Consider the following 22,629-nt stretch of genomic DNA (forward strand, 5'->3'; position numbering starts at 1 on the left):
ATTAATTGATTAGTGTAATTCTGTTTGCATCAAGAGATCTTTTTGTACCACGCTTAAGGGCAGTTATTCCAGTACGAGCAAGGTCTTGAATTCCATATGGTTTAAGGAGGTCTAACAATGCTTCGACTTTTTCGTGATCTCCAGTAATTTCAATGGTCATGTTTTCACGACCAACATCAATGATCGATGCTCTAAATGGATTAACAAGAGCTCCAATTTCTGCTCGTTGTTGAGGTGTCACACCAACTTTTATTAGCGCTAATTCTCTAGCAACAGTTTGTTCATCCGTAATGTCTCTTACTTTTAGAACATCAACTTGTTTATTTAATTGTTTTATTACTTGATCAATATTTCCAATCGTATCTACAACAACGACAAACGTCATTCTAGAAATCGAAGGATTTTCTGTAATACCTACAGTGATACTTTCAATATTGAAGTTACGTCTAGCAAATAACCCAGTAATTCGGTTAAGTACACCTGACGTATTATTTACTAGTGCCGTTATTGTTCGTTTCATGGTTTAATTCCCTCCATTTCATGCTGTCCTTTACCAGGAGCAATCATTGGATACACGTTCTCTATTTGAGTAACTCTAAAGTCCATTAATACTGGGCCATCATGAGCAAGTGCTTCTTCTAATGCTCCTTTAACATCCTCAACTTTATCGATTCGCATCCCTTTTACATCATAAGCTTCTGCGAGTTTTACAAAGTTAGGTTGTGTATTAAACACTGAATTAGAGTAGCGCTCTTCATAGAATAACTGCTGCCATTGACGGACCATACCGAGTGAAGAATTATTTACGATAATGATCTTTACTGGTAAGTTTAAATCTTGAAGGATAGAAAGCTCTTGAGCTGTCATTTGGAACCCTGCATCTCCTAAAATAGAGATAACTGGTGTTGTCGGTTCAGCAAATTGTGCTCCTATAGCAGCTGGGAACCCAAAGCCCATCGTTCCTAAGCCACCAGATGTAACCCAACGGTTTGGTTTATTAAACTTGTAATACTGTGCAGCCCACATTTGGTGCTGTCCTACATCAGTCGTTACAATTGCTTCACCGTTTGTTACTTCATAAATTAATTCCATTAACTTTTGTGGCTTAATTGTTTCTCCATCCTCTTTATACCAAAGAGGAAATTCTGTCTTCATTTTGTTTAATTCTGCTAACCAAACCTCTGTCTCACCAGCTGCCCCGTCTTCATCCAGTAGCATCTTCAACGCCTCTTTGGCATCCCCTACAACTGGGATATGAGTTTCAAGGTTTTTACCAATTTCGGCTGGATCGATATCAATGTGAGCGATTTTTGCATTAGGTGCAAAATGTTGCAATGCTCCTGTTAAGCGATCGTCAAAACGAGCCCCTATACTAATTAACAAGTCACTTTGATGAATAGCCATATTCGCAGCGTATGTTCCATGCATTCCTGCCATTCCTAAAAATAAATCATGTTCACCTGGGAATGCTCCAAGTCCAAGTAATGTACTTGCAACAGGAATACGCATTTTTTCAGCATATTCAAATAATTCATCGTAAGCATGTGCATGAAGTACACCAGCTCCAGATAAGATACATGGCTTTTTCGCTTCGGCTACAGTTTCAGCAAGCTTCCTAATTTGCAATTTATTAGGGACGACTGTCGGTTGATAACCTGGTAAGTCAACTTCCTTTTCGTAATCAAATATGCCTGTTGCTACAGAAACATCCTTTGGTAAATCAATTAATACTGGACCTGGACGTCCTGTAGTTGCAATATGAAATGCTTCCTTCATAATCCTTGGCAATTCTTCTATAGTTCTCACTTGAAAATTATGTTTCGTAATTGGCATTGTAATCCCGATCATATCAGCTTCCTGGAAGGCATCTGTTCCTATAACTGACGTAGCAACTTGACCAGTAATTACAACGAGCGGTAAAGAGTCAATCATGGCGTCTGCAATTCCAGTTACGACGTTCGTAGCACCAGGACCTGATGTTACAATACAGACTCCTGGTTTTCCAGACACTCTGGCATACCCTTCTGCTGCATGGATAGCTCCTTGTTCATGACGAGCTAAAATATGACGAATACCCGATTTATAGATTTCATCATACGTCGGTAAGATGGCTCCGCCAGGATAACCAAAGATGACATCAACACCTTCTCTTGCTAATGCTTTAATTAACATACTAGACCCTGATAATGGTTGCTTCTCCTCTACTACTGTAAGCTCTTTGTTTCTCAACTTGGTACTCACCTTTTCTTCCTCCCTACTACCAGTTGATTTTTTAATAAGTTAAAGAAAAATATATTGGAAGAAAGTTAAACTTTCTTATTCCCAAATAAAAAACACCTTTCCACCCCATCAATGAACCTATTGGTCCTATCAGAAGGGGCGAAAAGATGTAGTCTTTCCACGGTACCACCCTTTTTTATGACATTTTTACAAATGCCACCTTATGGACGTGAGCCATTGCTTCCATCCGTTTTGATAACGAGTGCAGTGAACACCCGACCAACCCTACTAGATTACGTTCGAATTGGCACTCGGAGGTGAGTTCATCGAAAGGAGCATCGCCGCCTCTCAGCACATGCGGCTCTCTGTGGATGCTAATCCTTTTCAACTACTTTTCCTCTTCAACGTTTTCATCGATATTTTATCTTTAGTTTAGATTTTCATAACTCCACCTGTGTTAGCAGATGTGACAAGCTTTGAGTAACGAGCGAGATAACCTTTTTTAATTTTAGGCTCAGGCTCTATCCAATTTTCTCTTCTATTGGCAAATTCCTTGTCATCGACATTTAATGTGATGGAACGATTTATTAAATCAAGAGTAATCTTATCTCCATTTTCAACAAAAGCAATCGGCCCACCTTCTGCTGCTTCAGGACTAATATGGCCAATTGAAATACCTCTTGATGCTCCAGAGAAACGACCATCGGTAATTAGTGCAACCTTTGTACCTAGACCGCGTCCAACAATCGATGAAGTCGGTGCTAGCATTTCTGGCATACCTGGACCACCTTTAGGGCCTTCATAACGAATAACTACGACGTGACCAGCTTTTACATCCCCATTATTGATCCCTTCAAGTGCTTCCTCTTGTGAGTTGTAGACAATCGCTTCACCTTCAAACACTTTAATCGAAGGATCAACTGCCCCTACCTTAATAACTCCACCATCTGGAGCTAGGTTACCAAATAGGACGGATAATCCACCTACAGGACTATAAGGGTTATCTTTTCGGCGAATGACATCATCATTCGTAATTTTAGCATCCTTAACTGTTTCATAAATCGTTTTACCTGAAATTGTAATACGATCAGGATGAATAGCTCCTTCAATTTCACATAGTTCCTTAATAATTGCACTTACTCCTCCAGCTTTGTGAACATCGTCCATTGAATAATCAGAGGCAGGACTAATTTTACTTAAATAAGGAACTCTTTCCGCTACTTTGTTAATATCACTTATGTTGTATTCTATTTCAGCTTCATTAGCGATGGCTAATATGTGTAATACTGTATTTGTAGAACCACCCATCGCCATATCTAACGCAAATGCATCATCAATTGTTTCTTTCGTAATAATGTCACGTGGACGTATATCTTTTTCAATTAAGGTCATTAAATGTTTAGCAGCATCTTTTATTAATTGATGTCTACCTTCAGAAGTTGCAACGAGTGTACCGTTCCCTGGTAAAGCTACACCGAGCATTTCCATTAAGGTATTCATTGAATTTGCTGTAAACATCCCTGAACAGGATCCGCATGTTGGACAAGCTGATTGTTCGATCTCAAGTAGCTCCTCACGCGACATGCTTCCTGAAGCAAATGCTCCAACACCTTCAAATACTGAAGCTAATGATAAACTTTTTCCATCTTTCGTTTTTCCTGCTTCCATCGGTCCTCCTGAAACGAAGACTGCAGGAACATTTGTCCGAACGGCTGCCATAAGCATTCCTGGTGTAATCTTGTCACAATTTGGAATATAGAAAACTCCGTCAAACCAGTGAGCATTAATTACAGTTTCAGCTGCATCACAGATAATTTCCCTGCTCGGTAATGAATAACGCATTCCGATGTGCCCCATTGCTATTCCATCATCAACACCAATTGTGTTAAATTCAAATGGAATTCCACCAGCTTCTCGAATAGCTTGCTTCGCTACTTCTGCGAATTTATTCAAGTGCATGTGTCCTGGAATAATATCAACATATGAGTTACAGACACCGATAAACGGTTTGTCCATATCCTCTTCTTTAACCCCAGCTGCTCTTAGTAGACTTCTGTGTGGGGCGCGATCAATCCCTTTTTTAATCATATTACTTCTCATATTTGTTCTCTCCCACGTCTATTAGTATTGTGTCATGCGCGCTATATAAGGTTGTTTTTAGCTTACTTCTACTTGAGTATTTTCTGCTGTATAAACTTTTTCCCCATCTTCGACAACTTTTTTACGGAACGCTTTTAGCAGCTTATTCGTTTCTTTGCCTGGCTTTCCTTCACCGATAACTCTACCATCTACCTTTACAACTGCAATAACTTCAGCTGCAGTACCTGTAAGGAAAACTTCATCAGCTACATAAACGTCATGACGAGTAAATGGTTCCTCTCTAACATCGTATCCTAAATCCGAAGCGATATCGATAATTGCATTTCTCGTAATTCCTTCGAGTGCTCCAACATATCCAGGCGGTGTTAGAATTTTATTTCCTTTAACAATGAACACATTATCTGCAGAGCCTTCTGCCACATAACCTTCATTGTTAAGCATTAATGCTTCACTAACTCCTGCTAATGATGCTTCTATTTTTACTAATATATTATTTAAATAATTAAGTGATTTTACTTTAGGACTCAATACATCTGGTCGATTTCGCCTTGTTGGGACAGTAACAATTTCTAATCCGTTTTCGTATAACTCCTTCGGAAAAAGTGTTAACTGTTCAGCAATGACTATGACGTTTGGCTTAGGACATGATGCTGGATCTAATCCTAAGTTACCTACTCCTCTTGATACGACGAGGCGAATATAGGCATCTTCTAGTTGATTGACTTTTATCGTTTCAACGATAATTTCCGTTAGTTCCTCAAGAGTATGAGGAATTTTAAGCATGATAGATTTTGCTGAATTATATAGGCGTTCTAAATGTTCTTTTAGTTGAAATATATTTCCATCATATACACGAATACCTTCAAATACGCCATCACCGTATAAAAAACCGTGGTCATAAACTGAAATTTTCGCATTATGTTTTTCAACAAATTCCCCGTTTAAATAAATCCATTGCTGCGCCATACGAAACACCCCTCTTGTTGCCAGTTAAATTGTGAGAAAATTACGAAATCTTCATATAAAGATGTAAAATACTCTAGGTTAACACCATGTATAAAGTGTTTAATTATAAGCTTTTAAAAATTTTCATGCACTTTGTTTGTTAATTTTCTTTTCAAACAATTTAGTATTTGAGGATTATATTACGCTTAATATCAGTGCTGGTCAACCACTTTTTCTAAAATTTTTTGACTATTTTGATTTATGAAATACCTTGTATACGCTTACATTATTACTATATCAATACTATATGACAAATATATTTTTAAATAAAAAAGCATGATCAACAAAATGCATAAACACTGACAAAAATAAAAACAACCAAAAAAGCAAAAAATTTCTTTTTTTTGTAATAGTAAAAGAAAGATTAGTAAAAACTAGGTTTGGTGATGATGATGATATTAAAAATAAAATGGAGAACTAAAAAAGTTTTATTTATGAAAGTTTCTTTACCAGCACTCTCAATCCGACGAAGAAAACCGCCTTATCTAGTACCTGTAAATTTTGAGGAACACAAATGCAGAAAAGAATGTGAACGACGTTTGTATCAGGCCCTTTTTTCACAAAACTATTATGTAACACCATACGTACAGTGTGGCAGGTTCGTCATTAATCTTGCACTTATACCTTTTCGAATAGCCATTATTGACGAAAAACAAGCAAGAATTGAAAGATTAGAAAAGACTTTAAAAAAAGAGGGCTGGACAATCATTTACTACGATGAAGATGAATTAAATGAAAACCTTATGGCAGTACTAATGAAAATTAAAAAAGAAGCAAGCAGCTATAAGCAATTACTTTCTTAGTAAGTGCTTCATAGCACAAAAAAATCGGTCGTTGACCGATTTTTTTATTGTAATAAAACAGAACAACCAGTATTTTATCTATACAAATTGACACTGTTGAGTGATGCTACAGCACTTAGTTAAGAATCAAAAAACATCTTTATCATAAGATAAAGATGTTAATATGTATTATACAATGGCGTCCCAGGAGAGATTCGAACTCCCGACCGACGGCTTAGAAGGCCGTTGCTCTATCCTGCTGAGCTACTGGGACTTATTGGAGCGGGTGATGGGAATCGAACCCACGACATCAGCTTGGAAGGCTGAGGTTTTACCATTAAACTACACCCGCATATTATTTGACTTAGAATGTCATGCCTCTTCCTCTTCTAGCACACTCAATGACGTTTATGCGTCGAGGCAGCTCGTCGTTTATTCAGAGGAGTTTAGCTCGTGGCTGTTGAGTATTGTTCGTAACGACAATTATTAATATATAATATTTTAGAAACAATGTCAACAGTTCTTTAAATTTTTTTTTGATTGGCTGACTAATGATTTTTGGTACGCTAACTATTGTATCATATTTTGAACGATTTTATTAGTGTTATGAAACATTTCTCATTAGTCAGCCAATACAATTTTGAAATTAGCGTCTATACACAATATGCTTTAGAACAATTATATTGTGTATTCCCTGGATAAATCTTCTACCTCATTTCCTTCTATAGAATAAAACGTTACGTCAACTGAATGACTTTTAATCGTACACATACAATACGTTTGTTCTTTACGGTTACGCGGTAATCTTATACTTCCAGGATTAATATAAATAACTTCATTTTCAATAAAAGTTGTCGCTATATGCGAATGGCCAAAACAAACGATACGAGCACCTACTTCTTCTGCTCTGTAGCTAATTGGGACGTATGTCATTTTCACATTATAGTTATGGCCATGTGTTACATAAAGTAATATATCATCGGTAATTTTGACGGTCAGCTCTTCTGGAAAATCATGTCCCCAATCACAATTTCCGCTAACAATTTTAACACCCTCAAGCTCTCGTGCATCCGCTTCTAATTCAGAATCTCCACAATGGATAATATAATCTACTTCATTGCGATGACGATCAATTACATTTGCTAATTCTGATCTCCAGCCATGACTATCACTTATAATTAGAATTTTAGACATTTTCTCATCTCCCACCATCGCTATTACCCTTACATAATATCTTTCCATTTCTCTTTCAAGTGTTGGAGTGCTTTTGCACGATGGCTAATCGCATTTTTTTCCTCTGACGTTAATTGTGCCATCGTTTTTTGTTTTTCTTTTATGTACATAATGGGATCATAGCCGAAACCATTTTCTCCAACTGGTTTCTCTGTTATCTTTCCTTCACAGTTACCCTCAAAACATTCAGTACGACCATCTGGATAAGCAAGCGCAATTGTACAATGGAATCTAGCGGTTCGTTTTTGATCTGGAACTTCTCTCATTTCTGCAAGTACTTTATTGATGTTTTCAGCATCATTTTTATTTTCTCCTGCATAGCGAGCAGAGTAAACCCCAGGTCGTCCATCTAAAGCATCCACGATTAAACCTGAGTCATCAGCTATCACTGGCTTTCCAAATAATTTTGCGATCGTTCTAGCCTTAAGAGTCGCATTTTCAGCAAACGTTGTACCTGTTTCTTCAACTTCAGGTATTTCAGGATAATCAAATAGTGAACTAACTTTATATCCAAGTTGACCTAGGATCGCTTCAAACTCTTTTACCTTACCCTTATTTTTCGTAGCTACGATAATTTCTTTCATTCGGTTGCTTCCCCTTTAGCCCCTTCTATCTTGTCCACTATGACATTTGTAATTTCTTCACCTAAAGTATGTTTCTGCTTTTCAATTAAATCTTCTATACCAAGTTCAGCTAAATATAAAAGCTTATCTAATTGATTACGTGAAAATGTCGCTTCTTCACCAGTCCCTTGAAGTTCTACAAATTCACCTTTACCAGTCATTACTACATTCATATCAACGTCAGCACTAGCATCTTCTTTATAACATAAATCTAGTAGTTCACCATGCTCTTTATCAATTCCTACAGAAACAGCAGCTAAAAAGTCGGTAACTGGTAATTCTGTTAGTTTCTTTCTCTCTACATATTTTTGTAATGCAAGTACCATAGCTACATAAGCACCAGTTATTGCTGCTGTACGTGTACCACCGTCCGCTTGGATAACATCACAATCAATCCATACGGTTCTTTCACCAAGCTTTTCTAAATCTATTACTGTTCGTAAAGCTCTTCCTATTAACCGTTGTATTTCCATCGTCCGTCCACTAACTTTCCCTTTTGACGATTCACGAATATTTCTCTGCTCTGTTGCCCGTGGCAGCATTGAATATTCAGCTGTAATCCATCCTTTTCCTTGATTTCTCATAAATGGTGGAACTCGATCCTCAATTGATGCTGTACAAATCACTTTTGTATTTCCAAAGGAAATAAGTACAGAACCTTCAGGGTGCATTAAATAATCTCTAATAATTTCTACGTTTCTTAATTGGTCTTGTTCTCTATTATCAACTCTCATTTGATAAAAACCCTCCCTTAAAAAGCCTTACTTATGTAGTATCCTCTTTTTTTGGCATTTATATAAGAAAAGTCTTCCTATAATACTCTATAAATGCTCAAGCCACGTAAAAAGGCAGCAATGTTGCTGCCTTTTACTGTTACTACTTCGTTATTATAGCAAATTTTCCTGCATTCTAATATGTTAGAGACTGTTTGACTCTAAAACTTTGTTGCTTCATTCCTTAAAATTTCCCAGCATTAACGTTAATTGGGCGTGATACTGGTTCAGACAATGGCTCACCCGATGCTTTTAACACTTCAGCTTCACCATTTACTTCAATAGAAACCTTCTCAACTCCCGGTTGTTCAGTTAATGATAAGACTAATAGATTTAACACTTCATCTGAAATGGCTGTATTCTCCATTTGATTTAAAATAGCTTCATTGAAGTTTACGGTTACAACACCATTTTCATATTTAGGACTATCTAATAGTTCAGCCCCGTTTCTAATATCCGTTAATAAACTCGAATATACAGAAGGTCCAGCTAATAGTTGATTGATAACTTCTTCAATTGGATTATCTGTATTTTTAACTCTTCTCGTAACTGGTACGTAGTAAGTGTTGTCCCCATTTTGGGCAAGGAAGTAAAGGGTTACCCCCTTACTGTTAACAACGTCAGCCACTTCACTTTGTTCAAAGTTAATGCCATTTGCACGACTATACCCCTCTCCAATAGGAGTGTTACCTACTGGCATCGTTTCCTGGTCATAACCATTGATACGAATTTGTACTTTATCTACATTTTCAAATTGAGTTAATGTCCATGTAACTGATTGGAGAATTTGTAACTCCTGATCAGGATTATACGATTTAAACTCTTCAGAGAAATCCGCTACAGCTGTTCGCTCCTCTTCTTTGAAATGAACATCTACTTCTGTTCCTGCAGGTAAAACCGCTTTAAAACCGCTTGGTAATAGATTAGATACTGGTCCACCATCTACTAAGTACTCCAACGATTGTCTAAGTACACCTTGAGTCTTTGGTAAATCAAATGTTTGTGATACAACCATGCCATTTTGATCGATTAAGTAAAGTTCTCTTTTTACCGTTTCAACTGGCCCCTCTTCACCTTCTGCGTTCTCTTCAATCGGTTCTTCTTCAGATCCTATTGTTTCAGTTTCCTCATCTAACGCTTCTCCTTCATCGATGTAATTTATTTGAGGAGTATCCATTTCTTGCATCGCATCTTTTGAGCCAAAGGAACATCCAGATACAATTAACGTTAGAAGAAGTAGCATTGGGACTCCTGTTTTGAACAATTTCCTCATTCTTTTCCCTCCTAAGGTAGTTTGTACTAGTATGTATACGAGCCTTTTTTAAAAATAGACCACCTTTGTCTACAAAATTATCGAACAGTTGTGAACATGCCTTCTCTGATGCTCTTTTGTCTAGTTTACGAAAACCCAAAAAAGAGAACTCGAATATATCAAGTCCCCTCCCTTTATCCATTATCCTAAATAGATTGTTTCCACATGATTAAGATCAATTTTCAACCAACTGCTTGCGATCTTTTTAAAAGTTTCATGATCTCCTGTCGTATAAAAAATATGACACGGTTTACGATTGTCTGTATAAAGTAGACCTTTATGATATAATAGCGAGCTTACTTCACGCGCGGTTTCATCACCAGAGCTAATTAAAGTAATCTCATTACCGACAACCTGTTGAATGACACTGCGTAATAACGGATAGTGTGTACACCCAAGTATTAATGTATCAAATTTTTTAGTAAGGAGTGGAGTTAACGTTTCGGAAACGACCCGCATTGCTTCTTCACCTTTAAATATTCCTTGTTCAACTAACGGAACAAAAGGAGGACAAGCCATACTTTCCACTTTCACATTACTATTAATATCTCTTAATGCTTTATCATAAGCTTTACTATGAATAGTTCCTGTCGTTCCAATTACAGCAACATGATCATTGTTTGTAACTTTTAGAGCTGTAATCGCACCAGGGTGAACAACTCCAACGACTGGTATAGAAAGTTTTTGCTTCACTTCATCTAGGACAACAGCAGTTGCCGTATTACAAGCAATGACGAGCATTTTTATACGTTCCTGCAATAAACGTTCGATCATTTGCCATGTAAAAGTTCGTACTTCTTCTGCTGGTCTTGGACCATATGGACATCGTACGGTATCACCAATATATACAATTTGTTCTTTCGGTAACTGTCGAAGTATTTCTTTTGCAACGGTTAATCCTCCGAGCCCCGAATCAATAACGCCAATCGGTCTATCCAATACTCTCCCTCAATTTCTATCTTCTTTTGTTTTTTACTAGCTGTTAATTTCTTTTGTTGAAGATTCCATCTCTTGATGAAGTACATGTAAGCTTTTATCTAAGAAAGCTATTTCCTCATCTGAAAAATTTTGAAGAATATCTCTTAAGTAATCTTGTCTTTTTTTAATAACTTCTTGAATAATTGTTTCGCCTTTTTCTAGTAAATGAATACGAACAACTCTTCGATCATTTTGATCTTTTACTCGTTCTACTAATTCATTCTTTTCCATGCGATCGACAAGGTCAGTCGTCGTGCTACAGGCTAGGTACATTTTATTCGATAAATCGCCAATGGTCATATCTCCTAATTCATTTAACCATTGCAAGGCAACAAATTGTGGTGGGGTAATTGGAAATTGATTTAGAATAACACGACCCTTTTGTTTAATAATTTGTGCAACTTTTCTTAAAGACTGTTCAATATGTTCAACTTGTTCAAACTCTGCCATGATCTTCCCTCCTAGTAGTCAAATCTCTATATAATAACGATTTTTTTATTCTTATCTTATTTATTCTCCCTGTTTTCCTATGGAATTGCAATAGAAAAACTTTGAGAAAATGTGAAGAAGAGTTGTCATTCGACAACTCTTCTCCTTTCATTATAGACTACTTAATCTAGTTTTAACGGCTTCATGAACATCTTCTGAAGTATTTTTCATTAACATTTCTTTAGCGAATGTTTCTAATTCTTGTTTTGACAGCTTAGCAATTTGACTTCGTGCAGGAAGGACAGACGTTGCACTCATACTAAATTCATCAAGTCCTAACCCTAAAAGAATCGGGATTGCAATTTCATCACCAGCCATCTCACCACACATACCTGCCCACTTGCCTTCTTTGTGAGCAGCTTCAATAACCATGTTAACAAGGCGAAGAATTGCTGGGTGATATGGTTGATATAAATATGATACTTGTTCATTCATTCGATCTGCTGCCATTGTATATTGGATTAAGTCATTCGTTCCAACGCTAAAGAAATCTACTTCTTTTGCAAAAAGATCGGCAATTACAGCGGTGGATGGAATTTCTACCATCATACCTACTTCAATCGAATCGGATACTTGTTGACCCTCATTTACAAGTTTCTGTTTTTCTTCTTCTAAAATTGCTTTTGCTTCTCGTAATTCTTCAAGCGCCGCAATCATTGGGAACATAATTTTTAAATTTCCGAATGTACTAGCACGCAACAATGCACGAAGTTGCGTACGGAATATGTCCTGATGCTCTAAACACAATCGTATAGCACGGAATCCAAGAAACGGATTCATTTCTTTAGGAAGTTCTAAATACGGAAGTTCTTTATCTCCACCGATGTCAAGAGTACGAATAACTACAGGCTTGCCTTCCATTCTTTCTAATACCGTTTTATAGGCATTAAACTGTTCTTCTTCTGTTGGTAATTGGTCTCGACCCATATAAAGAAATTCGGTTCGATATAAGCCGATCCCTTCAGCACCATTATTAATAACTCCTGTTAGATCATCAGGCGTGCCAATATTAGCGGCTAATTCCACATGATGTCCATCAACAGTTTTCGTCGCTTCATTAACAAGCTTAGCCCATTCTAACTTTTGTTGTTCATAGTTTTCTTTCTTCTGTTTATAAGCTTGCGTTGTTTCTTCATCTGGTTGAACGATAACTACCCCTTCTAGTCCATCAATAATGATTGTATCGCCATTATGAATAGAAGTGGTTGATTCTTTTGTTCCAACAACAGCAGGAATTTCCATAGAGCGTGCCATGATTGCAGAATGAGATGTACGGCCACCGATATCAGCTGCAAACCCTTTAACAAATTGCGGATTTAATTGCGCTGTATCTGATGGTGTTAAGTCTTTTGCAATGATAATAGTTGCTTCATCTATTGCAGCTAATGATTTCATTTGAATACCAAGCAAATAGCCTAGAACGCGTTTAGATACATCACGAATGTCTGCAGCACGCTCTTTCATATACTCATTATCCATCAATTCAAACATTGAGATAAATGTTTGTGAAACATCATGTACTGCACTTTCTGCATTCACTTTTTCATTGTCGATATGTGCTTGCATTCCGCCAATGAATTCTGGATCACTTAAAACTAGGAGGTGAGCAGCAAAAATTGCTGCTTCTTCTTCCCCTAAATCCACTTCTGCTTTTTCTTTAATCTGAGCTAAGTCAACCTTTGCTTTGTCTAACGCAGTTTCAAGTCTTTCTTTTTCAACTGCAGGATCAGCATCTGTTTTTTTCTCAAAGGAATAGTCAGGCTCTTCCAATACATATGCGTTTGCTATCGCAATCCCAGCTGACGCAGCTATCCCTGAAATTTGTTTCATTATTCCCCTAACCCTTCCTTGATTACAGCTTCTAATGCTTGTAATGCTTCATTTTCATCTGAACCGTCTGCTTTGATTGTTACTTCTGCACCTTGTCCTACACCTAAAGACATCACACCCATAATTGATTTTAGGTTCACTGATTTCCCTTTATATTCTAAGTTTATATCTGAAGAAAATTGTCCTGCTTTATTTACTAATTGTGTCGCTGGTCTTGCATGAATTCCTGTTTCTGCTGTAATTTTGAATGTTTTTTCTACCATGTAGATCAACCTCTTTCTTTTAAAATATAATATATTATTTATTTTTAATGGAAACTAATCCAGTTTCTCCAAGCTCAACATCTTCCTTCAACTCTAGAACAACACTTTCGTTTTCTTTCAAATTGGTGAATACGATCGGTGTGATCGTCGAAGATGCTTTTTCTTTAATTAAATCTAAATCCATTGTTAATAACTTTTGACCTTGTTCAATTTCCTTACCTTCTTCAACGAAAGTCTCAAAGCCTTCGCCATTCATTTGTACAGTATCAATACCAACATGTATTAAGATCTCATGTCCACTCTGTGACAAAATTCCAATGGCGTGCTTTGTAGGAAAGATGTTAATAATTTTTCCTGCAACAGGGGATACGACTACTCCTTCAGTTGGTTCGATGGCGAACCCATCACCCATCATTTTTTCAGCAAAAACTTTATCTGGCACTTCTGAGATAGGTAATAATTTCCCTTTTATAGGAGCACCGATTTCCAGATTTGTAGCTGTGTCTCCCGTTTGGTTGTTATCTTGTGGAATAATCTTTGTTTCATCAACCTCTTGGTCATCTATGTCATGCGATACTTCTTTGCCATTAATTAAATCTTTAATCTGGCCTTTTAATGCGTCAGATTGTGTTCCGAAGATCGCTTGTATATTATCACCCATTTCAAGAACACCTGAAGCACCTAATTTTTTTAATTGTGAACTATCTACTTGTGCACTATCTTTGACTGATACACGAAGTCTTGTTATACAAGCATCTAAAGCTGTAATATTATTTTTCCCACCTAGTGCATGTAATACATTTTTGGCAAGCTCAGATTTACTACCTTTTGTAGGACTTTCACTTACTTGTTCCTCTGGTTCTCGCCCTGGCGTTCGTAAATTCCACTTTCTTATCGCAAACCGGAAACCGAAGTAGTAGATGAAAGCAAATCCTATACCTACAGGGATGATTATCCAGGAGTTCGTTGATAAGCCCCAATAAAGAACATAATCAATAAATCCACCCGAGAATGTGAAACCTGCTTTAACACCAAGCCAGTCCATAATCACAAATGAAAATCCTGCAAATACACAGTGAATTAAAAATAAGATTGGTGCTACGAATAGGAAAGCAAACTCAATTGGTTCGGTAATACCTGTTAAAAAGCTGGTTAATGCAGCTGACGCCATTATTCCAGCCACTGCTTTCTTTCGTTCTGGTCTTGCTTCATGATAAATTGCTAAAGCTGCAGCTGGAAGGCCAAATAACATAAATGGGAATAATCCAGCCATAAATGTTCCAGCCGTAGGATCTCCTGCGAAAAAGCGAGTCATATCTCCTCTAACAACATCACCTGCAGCTGTTGTAAACGTTCCAAATTCAAACCAAAACGGTTGATAAAAAATATGATGTAAACCAAATGGAATAAGTGCTCTTTGTGTAAAGCCAAAGACAAACGCAGCAACTGTAGTGCCCGTTTCTGTTGCTAAATGTGAGAACCAGTCAATTACACCTTGGATTGGTGGCCAAACAAATACAAAAACGATACCTAGTAACACTGCAGTAGCAGCTGTAATGATCGGAACGAACCTTTTTCCCGCAAAAAAGCCAAGAAACGGTGGTAAATCAATATTGTAAAAACGTTTATATAAAGCTGCTGCTACAAGACCCATAATAATTCCACCGAAGACACCCGTTTGCAACGTTTCAATTCCAAGAACCGTTACAGTATCAGCGCCATAATATCCCGCCATAATTCCTAACGTGGTATTCATTACAAGATATCCAATAACTGCAGCAAGTCCTGCCACTCCATCACCATCAGCTAAGCCAATGGCAACTCCAATGGCAAATAATAGTGCTAAGTTAGCAAAAACAACATTCCCAGCCTCTGCCATAATCGGAATATCTAAAACATTCTCATGACCAAGCCCCAGTAATAAACCAGCTGCAGGGAGTACGGATACAGGTGTCATTAACGCACGACCGACACGCTGCAACGTACCAAAAGCTTTTTTAAACATACTTTCACCCCTATGTTAAATCTTGTTAGTTATTGTCATTCAAACTCAAGTAAAGTAATCGTTTTCACTCATTTACAGAATTGTTTTATGTAAATAAAAAAGGCATGAATAAAAGAGAGCATACGAGTAGACAAGGCAAACCTAAGGATAGATTGCCCAAGTTCTACAACATATACACTTCTTTTACTCATGCCTGATCGTATCAGTAACACGTAAAATAGAGTGCTAAACTATTTATTTTTGAGTAAGCCTTTGCAAATGCATCGCTAGATAAACAGCTTCTGCATCAGCCACTTGTAATTGATAATGAGCTTGAATGATCTTTATCAACTTCCAAGCAAGATTATAGCATACGGGATACTCTTGCTTCAATAGCTTCACAAATTGTTCATTTAATTCTACCGTTTCCTGGTGAATGACACGATCAAGTACATGACGAAGATGAGTGACAAGTCGCGAGTATTGTAGTGAGTTCTTTTCTATTTGTATCTTTAACCCTGTTTCTATTAGATCTATTAATTTCAGGAAGAGCTTTGTATCATCTTGTATTTCAGATAAAGGCTTATTTTCTAATGCACTATGAATGTGTAATGTAACAAAGCCGACTTCATCTTTTGGTAAAGATATGTCTAGATGTTTATTTATAAAAGTAACAACTTGTTCTGCAATTTGATACTCATTTGGATACATTGACTTCGTTTCATTTAGAAAAGGATTAGTAATGATAATTCCTTGTTCTAATCTTCTGATAGCAAAAGCGATATGGTCAGTTAACGCGATATGAATACGTTCATTTAATTTTTGATCTAGCCTATTACTAATTAAAACAATCGCATCATTAATCGTTTCCATTATGGACTCGTCAATTTGTAGCAATAATTGCTTATACTCCTCTTGTTGTTGTTCATTAACGAGCTGAAAAAGTTGATCTATACTTTGATGAGTAATTTCATTACCTGGCTTTTTCCCAAACCCAATCCCTTTTCCAATTAAAATCACTTCTTCTTCTATTGAATTTAACGCTATGACCACATTATTATTTAAAACTTTTTTGATCGTGTACGTTCCCCTCATTTTAGCTTTTCCTTTCTAAATAGCTTCGTAAGTCATCGTAATCTGCTACTTCTATTTTTTCAAGTATAACGTTTATAAAAGTGAGACAAAATAGAAAGGAAAATTTTAGCGTGATAGTATTTTATTCCGTTTATGACATTATTTATGTTTTTTATTATTAGTGTCAGGTCAAAAAGGAGGATTTTCAGTGGAATTAGGTACTGCAAAAGTAGAAACAAATAGAAAAAAGAAAAGTGTCGTCTGGGATTGGTTAACAACAGTAGACCACAAAAAAATTGGGGTTATGTACTTAATTGCTGGGACGTTGTTTTTTGTTAAAGCTGGGGTTATGGCCTTACTCATTCGTATTCAGCTTATGTACCCAGAAAGTTTGTTTATTAGCGGGCAAACGTATAATGAGATCTTAACAATGCACGGGACATTAATGTTATTTTTTGCGGCCACCCCGATTATTTTAGGGTTTATGAATTTTATCGTTCCCCTACAAATCGGGGCAAGGGATGTCGCTTTCCCATTTGTTAATGCGCTCGGATTTTGGATTTTCTTTTTTGGTGCTAGTTTAATGAGTTTAACGTGGTTTTTTGGTGGTGGTCCTGATGCTGGTTGGACAGCATATGTTCCTTTGGCAGGTAGAGATTATGCTGGAATAGGGTTAGACTTTTATGTACTCGGTTTGCAAGTTAGTGGGATAGGAACTTTAGTCTCCGCCATTAATTTCTTAGTTACCATTATTAATATGAGAGCACCTGGTATGACCCTAATGCGTATGCCATTATTTGTTTGGACGACATTTGTTGTCTCCACATTAATTTTATTCGCATTTACACCACTCGCAGCTGGTTTATTACTACTCATGTTGGATCGTTTATTTGGAGCTCAATTTTTTATGCCTGATATGAGTGGTAATGTTGTCATTTGGCAACATATCTTTTGGATCTTTGGTCACCCTGAAGTTTATATTCTCGTATTACCTGCTTTCGGGATCGTATCAGAGGTTATTCCAGCCTTTTCAAGAAAAAGGTTATTCGGCTATACGACGATGGTATTTGCTACGATCTTAATTGCGTTTCTTGGCTTTATGGTTTGGGCTCATCATATGTTTACAGTTGGGATGGGACCTATAGCAAATTCAATTTTTGCAATATCTACAATGCTCATCGCTGTACCAACTGGTGTAAAAGTCTTTAACTGGTTATTTACGATGTGGGGAGGAAAAATTACATTTAATACCGCAATGTTATTCGCGTCTTCCTTCGTACCTACGTTTGTATTAGGTGGAGTTACAGGGGTAATGGTTGCAATGGCTCCTGTTACACTGTTATATCATGATAGTTACTTTGTTGTAGCTCACTTCCATTATGTAATTGTCGGAGGAATTATATTAGGGCTATTCGCTGGTTTGTTTTATTGGTATCCTAAAATGTTTGGTCATCGCTTAAATGAAACTCTCGGAAAACTAATGTTTTGGATTTTCTTTATTGGGTTCCATTTAACCTTCTTTGTTCAGCATATTCTTGGCGTCATTGGTATGCCTCGTCGCGTGTACACATATCTCGGGGACCAAGGCTGGGATGGTATGAATTATATTAGTACAATAGGGACATTCTTTATGTCTGCAGGGGTCATCTTGCTCGTTGTAAATATCATTTACTCTGCTTATAAAGGAGAACGAATTCAGAATGGAGATCCATGGGATGGAAGAACGCTGGAGTGGTCTACACCTAACCCAGTTCCAGAGTATAATTTTGCTCAAACTCCACAAGTACGTTCATTAGATCCTTTATTTTATGAAAAGGTACACGGAAACGGTAAAATGAAACCTGCTGAACCATTACAAGATATTCATATGCCAAACGGATCAATATTACCTTTTATTATGTCTGTCGGATTATTCTTCATGGGATTCGGATTTATTATGATCAATATGAATGCACCTTGGGTCAATCCTTATATTGTGATAGCATTCGGTTCTGCTCTTACTTTTGGTGCGATGATCGTTCGATCGGTTAAAGAAGATCATGGGTTCTATATCCCTAAAGAGGAGATTAAATCTGAAGAAATGGGTTAAAAAAAATTCCCCTCACTCTGTAAGGAGTGGGGGAATTTTTAATGCGAATACTAATAATAAATAAAAAAACTGACTCTATGAATAAGTTAATAACGATCACCTTCATAACATATATGACCTACTTTTCAGTAGGTCATATATAGGTTACGCCCTAACACTTAGGAGTCAGCATCATTTAATTAAATCTCAAGTTCACCTAGTCGTACTAATTCGATCACTGCCTGGGAGCGCCCCTTAACCCCAAGCTTTTGCATCGTATTAGAAATGTGATTGCGAACTGTCTTTTCACTAATGAAAAGCTGCTGAGCAATTTCTTTCGTTGTTTTGTCTTGAACCAATAGCTCAAATACTTCTCTTTCCCTTTTTGTAAGTAAAGGTTTTGGTCCGTATTCTGCTCCTTTCAATGAATTCACCCCTTCTTGCTCAGGCTGTACACCAAAGAGGCTTCAAATAAGAGGTAACTAAACGCGTGATAAGGTTCAGATCAACTCTTACAGAAGGTATTTAGTCAAAATATTATATGTACTGTACAGTAACCTTGTGAATTCATTTAAGCTTAAATCTGATCTTTATACTCCAATTTTTTTTCTATTGGATTTCATCTTGTCAATAATTGCTTCACTCCATGGTAATGGTTTCCCTGTCTGCTTGGAGATTTGAACGATGCTTCCTCTCCCTGTTAAACAGAGTTCTCCGCTTTCATTTAGTGCCATGTAGTGGATGTCTACTGAAGTGTTCCCTATATGATTTGCATTAACATAAACCTTGATTTTCTCATCAAAAAATAATTGTCTAATATAATTACATTGTAAGTCTGCCGTTACAATAATAGCGTCATTTTCTTTTGTCATCCAGTCTTTCATTAATCCTAATGATTTAAAGTACTCTATTCTAGCCTCCTCAAAATACACAAACACTTTTGTATTATTTAAGTGACCAAACGCATCTGTCTCTGAAAAACGCACTTTGATTGGACAATAAAATGAGAAAGTTTCTTTCCACTCTTCTAGGTTTTCAATATATGAAATATTTGACATTACTGCTACCCCCGCTTCTTTATATTAAGCTCATTTCTCTAAATTTTACAAAAACAATTTTCTGTTTAAAAATTTTTTTGATTAGTTAATATTTTTCCGATATAGGGAATTTTAGCATAATTAAACAAAATAGAAAAGGATCTAGTAGGCTTTGACTGTGTTAATGTCTTTTATTATCTGAAGATTTCTCATCTATTAGTATAATTAAAATTCACATGAAAATTACAACATTAAATAACCTATGAATGCTCTATTTCGTTAATGAAAAAGACTCTCCATAATCGGAGAGTCCTCTTATCATATTAATAGCTTCCGAAGAAGTTTTTAAATGACTGAATTGTAGTTGAACGGTTAAGCGCTGCGATAGAAGTTGTTAATGGAATACCTTTTGGACAAGACTGAACACAGTTTTGTGAGTTACCACAATTCGCAAGTCCGCCATCTCCCATAATTGTTTCTAATCGCTCTTCTTTGTTCATTTCACCAGTTGGGTGAGCATTAAATAAACGTACTTGAGAAAGTGGTGCAGGGCCAATAAAGTCTGATTTACTGTTAACGTTCGGACAAGACTCTAAACATACACCACAAGTCATACATTTAGATAACTCATATGCCCATTGACGTTTTGTTTCTGGCATACGTGGTCCTGGTCCTAAATCATACGTACCATCGATTGGAATCCATGCTTTTACTTTCTTAAGTGAGTCAAACATACGACTACGGTCAATAACTAAGTCACGGACAACAGGGAATGTTTTCATCGGTTCAACACGAATCGGCTGCTCAAGTTGATCAACAAGCGCTGTACAAGATTGACGTGGTTTTCCGTTAATAACCATTGAACATGCCCCACAAACTTCTTCTAAGCAGTTCATTTCCCAGTTTACTGGTGTCGTATTTTCCCCTTTTGAATTTACTGGATTACGACGAATTTCCATAAGAGCCGAAATAACGTTCATATTTGGACGATATGGAACTTCAAATTCCTCTTTATAAGGGGCGCTGTTAGGATCTTCTTGACGAGTTACAATAAATTTTATTACTTTGTTTTCACTCATGATTTAGCAGCTCCTTGTTTTTTTGACGTATAGTCACGTTTACGTGGTGGAATTAAAGAAACGTCAATATCTTCGTAATGGAATTCAGGGTTACCAGTAGAAGCATTATATTTAGCCATTGTTGTTTTCATGAATTCTTCGTCATTACGCTCTGGGAACTCAGGTTTATAGTGCGCTCCACGACTTTCGTTACGGTTGTAAGCACCTAGTGTAATAACACGAGCTAGGTTTAACATACCTTTTAATTGACGTGTAAATGAAGCACCTTGGTTACTCCACTTCGCTGTATCAACAATATTAATGTTGTTGTAACGTTCCATTAATTCTTGAATTTTCTCATCTGTTTTTAATAACTTTTCATTTGTACGAACAACTGTTACATTATCAGTCATCCACTCACCAAGCTCTTTATGAAGAACATACGCATTTTCTTTACCATCCATTTTAAGGATGTTGTCATAGCGTTCTTGCTCTTTCTTCTTCTCCGCATCAAAGACACTTGAAGAAATAGCGTCAGCAGATTTTTCTAAACCTTTGATATATTCAACTGCATTAGGTCCTGCAACCATACCACCATAAATAGCAGATAATAATGAGTTAGCACCTAAGCGGTTTGCTCCGTGCTGTGAATAATCACACTCACCAGCTGCAAATAATCCAGGAATATTTGTCATTTGGTTATAGTCAACCCACATACCACCCATAGAATAGTGAACAGCAGGGAAAATTTTCATAGGTACTTTACGAGGGTCATCACCCATAAATTTTTCATAAATTTCAATGATTCCACCAAGTTTAATATCTAGTTCTTTAGGATCTTTATGAGAAAGATCTAGATATACCATGTTTTCACCATTAATACCTAGTTTCTGCTCTACACAGACGTCAAAGATTTCACGAGTTGCGATATCACGTGGTACTAGGTTACCATACGCTGGATATTTCTCCTCAAGGAAATACCACGGCTTACCATCTTTATATGTCCATACACGTCCACCTTCACCACGTGCAGACTCACTCATTAAACGAAGCTTGTCGTCACCAGGGATTGCTGTTGGGTGGATTTGAATAAACTCACCATTTGCATAATATACTCCTTGCTCATATAAAGAAGCAGCAGCATAACCAGTGTTGATAACTGAGTTTGTAGATTTACCAAAGATAATACCAGGACCACCTGTTGCCATAATTACTGCATCACCTGCAAAGTGATGGATTTCCATCGTCTTTAAGTCTTGTGCAGTAATCCCACGACAGACGCCTTCATCGTCCGTGATTGCTGATAAGAATTCCCAGCCCTCATATTTTGTTACTAGACCAGCAACTTCCCAACGACGAACTTGCTCATCTAGTGCATATAGTAACTGTTGTCCAGTCGTTGCACCTGAAAACGCTGTACGGTGATGCTGTGTACCACCGAAACGACGGAAATCTAGTAATCCTTCTGGAGTACGGTTAAACATTACACCCATACGGTCCATTAAGTGAATAATTCCAGGAGCCGCTTCACACATCGCTTTTACTGGAGGTTGGTTTGCTAAGAAATCTCCTCCGTAAACAGTGTCATCAAAGTGTTCCCAAGGTGAGTCACCTTCACCTTTTGTATTTACAGCACCATTAATTCCACCTTGCGCACATACTGAGTGAGAACGTTTTACTGGAACTAATGAAAATAAATCGACTGGTACGCCTGCTTCTGCAGCTTTAATAGTTGCCATTAATCCGGCTAAGCCACCACCGACAACAATAACTCTTCCTTTACTCATAATCACTCACTCC

At 37.0% G+C, this 22,629-nt stretch carries 20 protein-coding genes, 2 tRNA genes and 1 other annotated feature; of the genes, 2 read left to right on the forward strand and 20 right to left on the reverse strand.

The genetic code is table 11. From position 1 onward, the window contains the following. Nucleotide 1: 1 nt before the first annotated feature. The 4 genes from ilvN to ilvE form a co-directional block, all read right to left on the reverse strand. Nucleotides 2-520, reverse strand: coding sequence for an acetolactate synthase small subunit (ilvN, locus tag GKP30_RS07670; RefSeq protein WP_216828844.1), 519 nt, complete (start codon nucleotides 518-520; stop codon nucleotides 2-4). Beyond that, nucleotides 517-2,241: an acetolactate synthase large subunit gene (gene ilvB, locus GKP30_RS07675; RefSeq protein ID WP_216828845.1), complete on the reverse strand. Its 1,725-nt coding sequence runs from the start codon at nucleotides 2,239-2,241 to the stop codon at nucleotides 517-519. The genes ilvN and ilvB overlap by 4 nt, the downstream gene beginning before the upstream one ends. Nucleotides 2,242-2,372: 131 nt before the next feature. Continuing rightward, nucleotides 2,373-2,634 (reverse strand) — a binding site (T-box leader). Nucleotides 2,635-2,652: 18 nt separating this feature from the next. After that, entirely contained in the window at nucleotides 2,653-4,320 is a 1,668-nt protein-coding gene (gene ilvD / locus GKP30_RS07680; RefSeq protein WP_216828846.1) for a dihydroxy-acid dehydratase, read from the reverse strand. Between the two features lie 57 nt (nucleotides 4,321-4,377). Next, entirely contained in the window at nucleotides 4,378-5,286 is a 909-nt protein-coding gene (ilvE, locus tag GKP30_RS07685) for a branched-chain-amino-acid transaminase (RefSeq protein ID WP_216828847.1), read from the reverse strand. A 431-nt stretch (nucleotides 5,287-5,717) separates the two neighbouring features. Here ilvE and GKP30_RS07690 point away from each other — a divergent pair, with 431 nt between their 5' ends. Further along, a complete protein-coding gene (locus GKP30_RS07690) occupies nucleotides 5,718-6,128 on the forward strand; it encodes a hypothetical protein (protein WP_216828848.1) in 411 nt (136 codons plus the stop codon). A gap of 176 nt (nucleotides 6,129-6,304) precedes the next feature. Here GKP30_RS07690 and GKP30_RS07695 read toward each other — a convergent pair. From GKP30_RS07695 to glcT, 12 genes are all read right to left on the reverse strand, one after another. Continuing rightward, nucleotides 6,305-6,381, reverse strand: a tRNA-Arg gene (locus GKP30_RS07695). Nucleotides 6,382-6,385: 4 nt separating this feature from the next. Then, a tRNA-Gly gene (locus tag GKP30_RS07700) sits at nucleotides 6,386-6,459 on the reverse strand. 326 nt (nucleotides 6,460-6,785) lie between these two features. Further along, nucleotides 6,786-7,301: a metallophosphoesterase family protein gene (locus GKP30_RS07705; RefSeq protein WP_216828849.1), complete on the reverse strand. Its 516-nt coding sequence runs from the start codon at nucleotides 7,299-7,301 to the stop codon at nucleotides 6,786-6,788. A 29-nt stretch (nucleotides 7,302-7,330) separates the two neighbouring features. Beyond that, nucleotides 7,331-7,924 (reverse strand): XTP/dITP diphosphatase, encoded by a 594-nt coding sequence (locus tag GKP30_RS07710; protein WP_216828850.1) that lies wholly within the window; start codon nucleotides 7,922-7,924, stop codon nucleotides 7,331-7,333. Further along, the gene (rph, locus tag GKP30_RS07715) at nucleotides 7,921-8,697 is read right to left on the reverse strand and encodes a ribonuclease PH (RefSeq protein WP_216828851.1); all 777 of its coding nucleotides are present in this window, start codon (nucleotides 8,695-8,697) and stop codon (nucleotides 7,921-7,923) included. The genes GKP30_RS07710 and rph overlap by 4 nt, the downstream gene beginning before the upstream one ends. Before the next feature lie 223 nt (nucleotides 8,698-8,920). Next, nucleotides 8,921-10,009, reverse strand: coding sequence for a GerMN domain-containing protein (locus tag GKP30_RS07720; protein ID WP_216828852.1), 1,089 nt, complete (start codon nucleotides 10,007-10,009; stop codon nucleotides 8,921-8,923). A 180-nt stretch (nucleotides 10,010-10,189) separates the two neighbouring features. After that, a complete protein-coding gene (gene racE, locus GKP30_RS07725) occupies nucleotides 10,190-10,987 on the reverse strand; it encodes a glutamate racemase (RefSeq protein WP_216828853.1) in 798 nt (265 codons plus the stop codon). Between the two features lie 36 nt (nucleotides 10,988-11,023). Beyond that, the gene (locus tag GKP30_RS07730; RefSeq protein ID WP_216828854.1) at nucleotides 11,024-11,476 is read right to left on the reverse strand and encodes a MarR family winged helix-turn-helix transcriptional regulator; all 453 of its coding nucleotides are present in this window, start codon (nucleotides 11,474-11,476) and stop codon (nucleotides 11,024-11,026) included. A 150-nt stretch (nucleotides 11,477-11,626) separates the two neighbouring features. Further along, a complete protein-coding gene (gene ptsP, locus GKP30_RS07735) occupies nucleotides 11,627-13,345 on the reverse strand; it encodes a phosphoenolpyruvate--protein phosphotransferase (RefSeq protein WP_216828855.1) in 1,719 nt (572 codons plus the stop codon). Then, on the reverse strand, nucleotides 13,345-13,608 hold the full coding sequence (locus GKP30_RS07740; RefSeq protein WP_216828856.1) for a phosphocarrier protein HPr: 264 nt from the start codon (nucleotides 13,606-13,608) through the stop codon (nucleotides 13,345-13,347). The genes ptsP and GKP30_RS07740 overlap by 1 nt, the downstream gene beginning before the upstream one ends. Before the next feature lie 34 nt (nucleotides 13,609-13,642). Beyond that, the gene (gene ptsG / locus GKP30_RS07745; RefSeq protein WP_216828857.1) at nucleotides 13,643-15,613 is read right to left on the reverse strand and encodes a glucose-specific PTS transporter subunit IIBC; all 1,971 of its coding nucleotides are present in this window, start codon (nucleotides 15,611-15,613) and stop codon (nucleotides 13,643-13,645) included. A 234-nt stretch (nucleotides 15,614-15,847) separates the two neighbouring features. After that, nucleotides 15,848-16,687 carry a glucose PTS transporter transcription antiterminator GlcT gene (gene glcT, locus GKP30_RS07750; protein ID WP_216828858.1) on the reverse strand — a complete coding sequence of 280 codons (840 nt, stop codon included), beginning with the start codon at nucleotides 16,685-16,687 and terminating at the stop codon, nucleotides 15,848-15,850. A 187-nt stretch (nucleotides 16,688-16,874) separates the two neighbouring features. Here glcT and ctaD point away from each other — a divergent pair, with 187 nt between their 5' ends. Beyond that, nucleotides 16,875-18,755, forward strand: a complete 1,881-nt coding sequence (gene ctaD, locus GKP30_RS07755; protein WP_216828859.1) for a cytochrome c oxidase subunit I — start codon at nucleotides 16,875-16,877, stop codon at nucleotides 18,753-18,755. 179 nt (nucleotides 18,756-18,934) lie between these two features. On the opposite strand, the gene GKP30_RS07760 is transcribed toward ctaD, so the two are convergent. From GKP30_RS07760 to sdhA, 4 genes are all read right to left on the reverse strand, one after another. Continuing rightward, entirely contained in the window at nucleotides 18,935-19,159 is a 225-nt protein-coding gene (locus GKP30_RS07760; protein WP_216828860.1) for a helix-turn-helix domain-containing protein, read from the reverse strand. A 165-nt stretch (nucleotides 19,160-19,324) separates the two neighbouring features. Next, the gene (locus tag GKP30_RS07765) at nucleotides 19,325-19,792 is read right to left on the reverse strand and encodes an acyl-CoA thioesterase (protein WP_216828861.1); all 468 of its coding nucleotides are present in this window, start codon (nucleotides 19,790-19,792) and stop codon (nucleotides 19,325-19,327) included. A 302-nt stretch (nucleotides 19,793-20,094) separates the two neighbouring features. Beyond that, complete coding sequence (gene sdhB / locus GKP30_RS07770; RefSeq protein WP_216828862.1) at nucleotides 20,095-20,850, reverse strand: succinate dehydrogenase iron-sulfur subunit; 756 nt, start codon at nucleotides 20,848-20,850, stop codon at nucleotides 20,095-20,097. Continuing rightward, the gene (gene sdhA, locus GKP30_RS07775; RefSeq protein ID WP_216828863.1) at nucleotides 20,847-22,616 is read right to left on the reverse strand and encodes a succinate dehydrogenase flavoprotein subunit; all 1,770 of its coding nucleotides are present in this window, start codon (nucleotides 22,614-22,616) and stop codon (nucleotides 20,847-20,849) included. Before sdhA ends, sdhB begins: the two co-directional genes overlap by 4 nt. Between the last annotated feature and the right edge of the window lie 13 nt (nucleotides 22,617-22,629).

This window comes from Alkalihalobacterium elongatum, assembly GCF_019024285.1.
Taxonomy (GTDB): Bacteria; Bacillota; Bacilli; order Bacillales; family Bacillaceae_F; genus Alkalihalobacterium; species Alkalihalobacterium elongatum.

What these genes read in the sequence shown, in the direction of transcription:
- ilvN (WP_216828844.1), bottom strand. Translation starts at nt 520, where the DNA reads ATGAAACGAACAATAACGGCACTAGTAAATAATACGTCAGGTGTACTT.
- ilvD (WP_216828846.1), bottom strand. Translation starts at nt 4,320, where the DNA reads ATGAGAAGTAATATGATTAAAAAAGGGATTGATCGCGCCCCACACAGA.
- ilvE (WP_216828847.1), bottom strand. Translation starts at nt 5,286, where the DNA reads ATGGCGCAGCAATGGATTTATTTAAACGGGGAATTTGTTGAAAAACAT.
- GKP30_RS07690 (WP_216828848.1), top strand. Translation starts at nt 5,718, where the DNA reads ATGATATTAAAAATAAAATGGAGAACTAAAAAAGTTTTATTTATGAAA.
- GKP30_RS07705 (WP_216828849.1), bottom strand. Translation starts at nt 7,301, where the DNA reads ATGTCTAAAATTCTAATTATAAGTGATAGTCATGGCTGGAGATCAGAA.
- GKP30_RS07710 (WP_216828850.1), bottom strand. Translation starts at nt 7,924, where the DNA reads ATGAAAGAAATTATCGTAGCTACGAAAAATAAGGGTAAGGTAAAAGAG.
- rph (WP_216828851.1), bottom strand. Translation starts at nt 8,697, where the DNA reads ATGAGAGTTGATAATAGAGAACAAGACCAATTAAGAAACGTAGAAATT.
- GKP30_RS07720 (WP_216828852.1), bottom strand. Translation starts at nt 10,009, where the DNA reads ATGAGGAAATTGTTCAAAACAGGAGTCCCAATGCTACTTCTTCTAACG.
- GKP30_RS07730 (WP_216828854.1), bottom strand. Translation starts at nt 11,476, where the DNA reads ATGGCAGAGTTTGAACAAGTTGAACATATTGAACAGTCTTTAAGAAAA.
- ptsP (WP_216828855.1), bottom strand. Translation starts at nt 13,345, where the DNA reads ATGAAACAAATTTCAGGGATAGCTGCGTCAGCTGGGATTGCGATAGCA.
- GKP30_RS07740 (WP_216828856.1), bottom strand. Translation starts at nt 13,608, where the DNA reads ATGGTAGAAAAAACATTCAAAATTACAGCAGAAACAGGAATTCATGCA.
- ptsG (WP_216828857.1), bottom strand. Translation starts at nt 15,613, where the DNA reads ATGTTTAAAAAAGCTTTTGGTACGTTGCAGCGTGTCGGTCGTGCGTTA.
- glcT (WP_216828858.1), bottom strand. Translation starts at nt 16,687, where the DNA reads ATGAGGGGAACGTACACGATCAAAAAAGTTTTAAATAATAATGTGGTC.
- GKP30_RS07765 (WP_216828861.1), bottom strand. Translation starts at nt 19,792, where the DNA reads ATGTCAAATATTTCATATATTGAAAACCTAGAAGAGTGGAAAGAAACT.
- sdhB (WP_216828862.1), bottom strand. Translation starts at nt 20,850, where the DNA reads ATGAGTGAAAACAAAGTAATAAAATTTATTGTAACTCGTCAAGAAGAT.
- sdhA (WP_216828863.1), bottom strand. Translation starts at nt 22,616, where the DNA reads ATGAGTAAAGGAAGAGTTATTGTTGTCGGTGGTGGCTTAGCCGGATTA.